Genomic DNA, 6330 nt, shown 5'->3' on the forward strand with positions numbered 1-6330 from the left:
GCAGGGACTCTAACCGACGAGGTTCCTGGCGGCGCGGTGCCAGGCGAGCACCCGCCGCTCGACGACCAGGAACAGCTCGTTGAGCAGGTAGCCCAGCACGCCGAGCAGCACGATACCGGCCCACATGGCGGGCAGGTCGAAGCTCTGGTAGGCGCCGGTGAGCTGGAAGCCGATGCCGTTGGACGTGCCGGGCAGCAGCTCGGAGAAGACCATGACGATCAGGGAGAGCGACACGGCCAGCCGCAGCCCGGCGAACATCTTGGGCAGCGTCGAGGGCAGGATCACCCGCCACAGCCGCTCGGCCCACGAGAGCCGGAACGCCTGGCAGGTCTGCAGATGCAGTGGCTCCACCGAACGGGCGCCGTCGGCGGTGTTGAGCAGCACCGGCCACACGATGCTGAAGATCATGAACGCCAGCTGCATCTTCATCCCGAACCCGAACAGCACCACGAAGACCGTGGCCAGCGCGGGCGGCGGGACCGCGCGCAGGAACTGCAGCACGCCGTCGAGGTAGTCGTACACCCGGGCCGACAGGCCCACCGCGAGGCCGAGCAGCACCCCGATCAGCGCGCCGGCGGCGAAGCCGATCGCCATCCGGCCCAGGCTGGGCAGGATGTTGCGGATGGCCTCGTCGGTCAGGAACAGCGTGGCCGGCGAGCCGGAGAACCACAGGGAGTGCATCCTGGTCACGATCGTGCTCGGCGGCGGGAAGAACGTGCTGCCCGCAAGCCGCGTGCCCAGCTCCCACAGCGCGACGAGCACGGCCAGCACGAGGACGCGGAAGACGGCCGTACGCCTGCCGCGCCCCCTCGCGAAGCCTCTCCTCATGACGGCCTCCCGAGCTGCTCGTGGTGCCAGCGGAAGGTGTGGCGCTCGACCCAGACCAGCAGCGCGTTGACCAGCACGCCGAACACCCCGACCCAGAACACCCCGGCAAGGATGTCGGTCATGCGGGCGGGCACCGCGATGCCGGCGAAGAAGATGAACACGCCGATGCCCTCGCCGCGGCCGGCCACGATCTCGGTGCTCACGGTCAGGATGAGCGCCACCCCGGACGCCAGGCGGACGCCCGTGAGGATGAAGGGCGCCGAGGCGGGGAGGCTGACGCGCATCAGGACCGACAGCGGGCCGAAGCCGTAGGAGCGCAGCGACTCCTTGGCCACGGGGTCGACGCCGCGCAGGCCGTACATGGTGTTGTAGAGGACGGGCCAGAGCGAGGCGTAGAAGACGAGCGCGACGCGCTGCTGCAGGCCGGTGCCGATGATCAGCGCCACCAGCGGGATCAGCGCCACCGACGGGATCGGCCGCAGGAACTCCACCACCGAGCGGGTGGCGGCGTCGATGATCGGCACGCTGCCCAGCAGCACGCCCAGCGGCACGGCGACCACGGCCGCCAGGCACAGCCCGATCGCCCAGGCGAGCGCGCTGGCCAGCGCGTGGGCATGGAAGGCGGGGTCGGCCACGAGCCCGGCCGCCCTGACGAGGATCTCGCTGGCGGGCGGCAGGAACTCGGGGTCGGCGAGACCCGTCCTGCTGAGCAGCTCGATCAGCGCGGCGAAGGCGAGCGCCCCCGCCGCCCGGCGCGACCACCGCGTGGCCGGTGACGCCGGGCGGGCGGGTGACAGGGTCTGCGCGCTCACCCGGACGTGGTGGGCGACATGAGCGTCTTGACGTCGATGGCCTTCGACAGCCACTTCGCCTCCAGCATCCAGTCGGCCACCCGCTGGAGGCGGACCGGGTTGTCGTTGCTGGAGAAGTAGGGGAAGGTCACCGTGGCCGCGGTGGCGGCGTCGATCTGCGTGAACGTGGGCAGCACCTTGGCCACCACCTCACGGTTGTTGGCCATGAGCTTGCCCGCGTTGTGTATGGCCCGCTGGAAGGCCGCGGCGGTCTTCGGGTGCTCGTCGTACCACTCCTGGGTGCTGACGTACCCGGAGATGGGGAACTCGGCCGCGGGGCCGGAGGCCGGGTCGAGGATCTTGCGGGCGCCCATGGTGGCCGTGGCGGCCGTGACCATGGGCTCGCCGAGATAGGCGGCGTCGATCTGGCCGCCCTTCCACGACGGCATGATGTTCTGGAACGTCACCTGCACATAGTTGATCTTGGTGGGGTCGACGTTGTTGGCCTTGAGCACCTGGGTGAGCGCCAGCTCCTGGAAGTTGTGCAGGACGTTGACGTTGATCGTCTTGCCCTCCAGGTCCTTGGGCGTTTTGATCGGTGAGTCCGGCAGGGCCATGATGCTGAGCGAGTCGGGGGCCGCGCGAGAGCCCTCGGCCAGGATGCGCACTTTCAGCGCCTGCTTGTCGTGCGCGGCGAACATCGACACGTAGTTGCCGAACATCGCGTCGATCTCGCCCTTGACCAGCATGGGTATGGCCTCTGGAGCGGCCTGGACGACTTGCGGGGTCACCTCCAGGCCCTCCTTCTCGAAGAGCCCTTGGTCGATGGCCACGTAGATGGCGGCGCTGTCGATCGCCGGCAGCGTGGCGACCTTGAGCTGGGTCTTCTCCAGCCCTCCCGCCGCGGCGGCGGACGGAGGGGCGCTGGTGTTCGGGTCGCCGCCCGAGCTGCACGCCACGGCACCGAGCGTCAAAGCGAACCCGATGATGGCGGCCCTGGCGGAACGGCCAAGCCTCATGTCAGGGACTCCTCTCGGATGGAGCCAAGGGGGGAACCGGGCGGCTTCTGCTCCCGGGGACTGTGTGCCTGACGCACAACAGAGATCGACGGTAGCACCAAAAAGCCGTTCATTATCGGAAAGCTGACACTTGTGGTTGCAATGTCTGTTTATCGCTCTATCGTGAAATTTTGGCGGACGTGTGCGATCTTGAAAAATGTCTGTTTTGGGAAGGGTGGTGCTACCGGGAACCTACGTTACTTCTGATTCTTGTCAAGCGTCTTCTGCGAGTCGGGAGGTGGCTCGCGGGGCGACCCCTCCTTGCCTGTTTTGCCTGGTAGAAGGCCGTTTATCGATTCTGTCATATTTTCTGGACATTCGGGGACAAACACCTCATCGGGGCACTAGTAGTGGTTGGCCCTTCCCCACCCGTGTGCTCAAATGACGCTTATCTCGATATGTCGTCGTACAAAACTGCCCCACCCTGCAATACCGCTGGTCCACCCGAGAATTCCCCTCCTCAAAGGGCGAGAGGTTGCGAAGGCAAGTGAGAACGCAGAACGCTGAAGCTTCCGCTGACCGCGAGCCGCACGGCCATCAGAAGCGACGGCTGTCCAAACCTTCATCGCGCAGGTTCGGACTGGGCAACTGGCATGTCCGATCGCGCCTCATCGCGCTGATCGTGGTGCCCACCGCCGTCGCCGTCGGCCTGGGCGGGCTGAACGTCATCACCTCGCTCAGCGATGCCCGCACCTACCAGACCCTCAGAGAGGTCGCCGAGCTCAGCCAGCAGCTCGGGGCCGTCACTCATGAGCTCGGCTACGAACGCGACGAGACCGCCCTCTACATCGCCGAGGGCCGGCCGGACAGCCGCGAGGCGCAGCTGCGCACCACCTACAGCCAGGTCAACGGCCTCATCGACGAGGCCAAGCAGCAGGCCAACGCACTCGGCGAAACCCACGGCGAGGCCGTGCGCCCCGTGCTGCGCCGGCTTGAGGAGATCCCGACGCTGCGGGAGACCGCGGTCAACGGCAAGATCCAGCCACTGCCGATGATCAGGAAGTACTCGGAGATCATCTCGGCGCTGCTGCAGTTCCACGACCAGGTGGGCCAGGTCGCGGTGGACGACGAGGTGGCCGACTCCGCCAGCGCGATGGCGGCCATCTCCAGGGCCAAGGAGCAGGCGTCCAGGCAGCGCGGCATCCTCGCCAGCGCGCTGGACAAGAGGGCGTTCGACAGCGGCGAGCTGGACGCGCTCACCGACGCCAAGTCGCGCGAGGAGAGCGAGGAGACGCTCTTCGCCACCCTCGCCACCCTCGACCAGCTCGAGCTCTACCGCAACACCGTCGTCGGCAGGGACGTCGACCAGACCGACCTGTTCCGGCTGCGCGCGATGGCGCAGGCGGCGGAGGGCAAGCAGCTGAGCATCGGCGGCGGCGCCGACCGGGACGTGGCCACCTGGTTCGACGTCAGCACCGGCAAGATCGACGCGCTGCGCAGCGTGGAACGCGAGCTGTCGTCCTCGGTGATCCTGCGGGCCAGGAGCCTGGAGGAGGGCGCCTACCGCGCGGCGATGATCTCCGGCGGGCTCATTCTGCTGCTGCTGATCGCGGTCATCGCGATCATCTCGCTCATCGCGCGCTCGCTCATCAGGCCGCTGCGCCGCCTGCGCCGCGAGGCGCTCGACATCGCAGGGCAGCGCCTGCCGGAGACCGTACGGCAGCTGCGCGAGAACGGTGAAGGCGCGATCGGCCCCGTCGAGCCCATCGGGGTGGACACGCTCGACGAGATCGGCGAGGTCGCGCGGGCCTTCGACGAGGTGCACCGCGAGGCGGTCCGGCTGGCGGGCGAGGAGTCGAAGCTGCGCAGCAACGTCAACGCGATGTTCGTGAACCTGTCGCGGCGCAGCCAGACCCTGGTGGAGCGGCAGATCACCCTCATCGACAGCCTGGAGCAGGGCGAGCAGGACGAGCAGCGGCTCGGCAACCTGTTCAAGCTCGACCACCTGGCCACCCGCATGCGGCGCAACAGCGAGAACCTGCTGGTGCTCGCCGGTCAGGACCCGCCGCGCCGCTGGAGCCAGCCGGTGAAGATCGTGGACGTGGCCCGCGCCTCGCTGTCGGAGGTGGAGAACTACGAGCGGGTCGTGCTCCAGGTGCCCGACGGGGTGTCGGTGGCCGGCCAGGCCGTCAATGACGTCATCCACCTGCTCGCCGAGCTGGTCGAGAACGCGCTGTCGTTCTCGCCACGCGAGACCAGGGTGACGGTGTCGGGCAGCAGGATCGACGGCGGCGGCGTGATGCTGTCGATCACCGACTCCGGCATCGGCATGACCCAGGAGGAGCTGGCCGCCGCCAACGAGCGGCTGACCGAGGCGCCCAGCGTGGACGTCTCCGTCTCCCGCCGCATGGGCCTGTTCGTGGTCGCCAGGCTGGCGCACCGCCACGGCATCCGCGTCCAGCTCCGCCCCCACAGCTCGGGCGGGCTGACCGCCATGGTGCTCATCCCCGAGAACATGCTGGGCTCCCAGACGCCCGGCTTCTCCGGCATGCCGTCCTTCTCCGGCAACCAGCCGCCCGCATTGGCGGGCGCGGCGAGCGGCGGGCCGCGAGGGGACGAGCCCTACGCGGGGCCGCACCCCGCGCCGCCCGCCACAGACTGGCCCCAGCCGCCGGCCATGCAGTACGGCCCCGGCCATCCGTCCTTCCCGTCGAACCCAGAGCTCGGGTCCGGCTGGCCCGCGCCCAACCCGGAGGGCGCGGCGAGCTGGAGCCCGCCTCCACAGGGCCAGGACGGTGGCTGGAGCGGCACCGGGCAGGACGCCGGCGCGGGATGGGGCGCGTCCCCATCGGGGGCGTCCGGCCAGGAGCCCGGCGGCTGGGGCGCCACCCCGCCAGGTCACGACAGCGCGGGCGCGTGGGGCGCGCCGGGCTCGCTCGGCTCCTCCGGCTCATCCGGGCCGGAGGCGAGCAGCGCGTTCGGCAAGCCCTGGCAGCCCGACCCCGCGGCCTGGCCGCCGGAGCCGTACGCGAGCGACGTGTGGACCCCGGCGCGCAACTCGTCGTGGAACGGCGAGAACGGCCTGCCCAGGCGGCCGGAGTCCGAGTCGTCCGGCGGCGGCTGGAACCAGGACGGCACGTCGTCCCAGCGGCCCGGCTTCGACCGGCCGGAGCCGGGGAGCGCGAGCGAGCCGCCGTCGCGCACCGACGACCACCTGCCGATCTACTCGGCGGTCGAGTCCGCCTGGTTCGGCGCGAACGGCGCGAGCTGGGGATCGTCGAAGGCGGACGAGGGCTGGAGCGCGGCCGAGGCGGTACGCGAGCCGACCCGCGACGGCGTCACCGCCAGCGGCCTGCCCAAGCGGGTGCCCAAGGCGAACCTGGTGCCCGGCTCGGCCGACACCTCCGCCTCGCCCAAGGGCGTGTCGCCGATGCCGACGATCTCGCCCGACCGGGTGCGCAGCCGGCTGTCCAGCTTCCAGCAGGGCTTCAGAGCAGCACGTGACGACATCAGCGAGGGCAGGGCGTTTTCCTCTGGACCCTCAGGCCCTAAGGAGAACGAAAGGGAGGAGGACGCGTGAACGATCTCAGCCACGCGGCGCGTGGAGTCGACTGGCTGATCACCGACTTCGTCAACACGGTCCCCGGCGTCGCGCACGCGGTGGTGGTCTCGTCTGACGGTCTGCCGTTGGCGGCGTCGGCGGGTTTTCCTGC

Annotated in this window: 5 protein-coding genes; 2 read left to right on the forward strand and 3 right to left on the reverse strand. The window is 69.6% G+C overall.

Annotated features, from left to right (window positions below; all coding sequences use genetic code 11):
* Positions 1-9: 9 nt before the first annotated feature.
* The 3 genes from AB0K67_RS19105 to AB0K67_RS19115 are packed head-to-tail and all read right to left on the reverse strand — an operon-like array spanning position 10 to position 2638.
* Complete coding sequence (locus tag AB0K67_RS19105; RefSeq protein ID WP_364061335.1) at positions 10-828, reverse strand: ABC transporter permease; 819 nt, start codon at positions 826-828, stop codon at positions 10-12.
* Entirely contained in the window at positions 825-1640 is an 816-nt protein-coding gene (locus AB0K67_RS19110; protein ID WP_364061338.1) for an ABC transporter permease, read from the reverse strand. The genes AB0K67_RS19105 and AB0K67_RS19110 overlap by 4 nt, the downstream gene beginning before the upstream one ends.
* On the reverse strand, positions 1637-2638 hold the full coding sequence (locus tag AB0K67_RS19115; RefSeq protein WP_364061341.1) for an ABC transporter substrate-binding protein: 1002 nt from the start codon (positions 2636-2638) through the stop codon (positions 1637-1639). Before AB0K67_RS19115 ends, AB0K67_RS19110 begins: the two co-directional genes overlap by 4 nt.
* 661 nt (positions 2639-3299) lie before the next feature.
* On the opposite strand from AB0K67_RS19115, the gene AB0K67_RS19120 reads away from it, so the two are divergent.
* Both AB0K67_RS19120 and AB0K67_RS19125 read left to right on the forward strand, forming a co-directional pair.
* The gene (locus AB0K67_RS19120; protein WP_364061344.1) at positions 3300-6197 is read left to right on the forward strand and encodes a nitrate- and nitrite sensing domain-containing protein; all 2898 of its coding nucleotides are present in this window, start codon (positions 3300-3302) and stop codon (positions 6195-6197) included.
* On the forward strand, positions 6194-6330 hold a 137-nt coding region (locus AB0K67_RS19125), incomplete at its 3' end, for a roadblock/LC7 domain-containing protein (RefSeq protein WP_364061402.1). The genes AB0K67_RS19120 and AB0K67_RS19125, both read left to right, overlap by 4 nt.

Source organism: Nonomuraea sp. NPDC052634, assembly GCF_040678535.1.
Lineage (GTDB): Bacteria > Actinomycetota > Actinomycetes > Streptosporangiales > Streptosporangiaceae > Nonomuraea > Nonomuraea fastidiosa.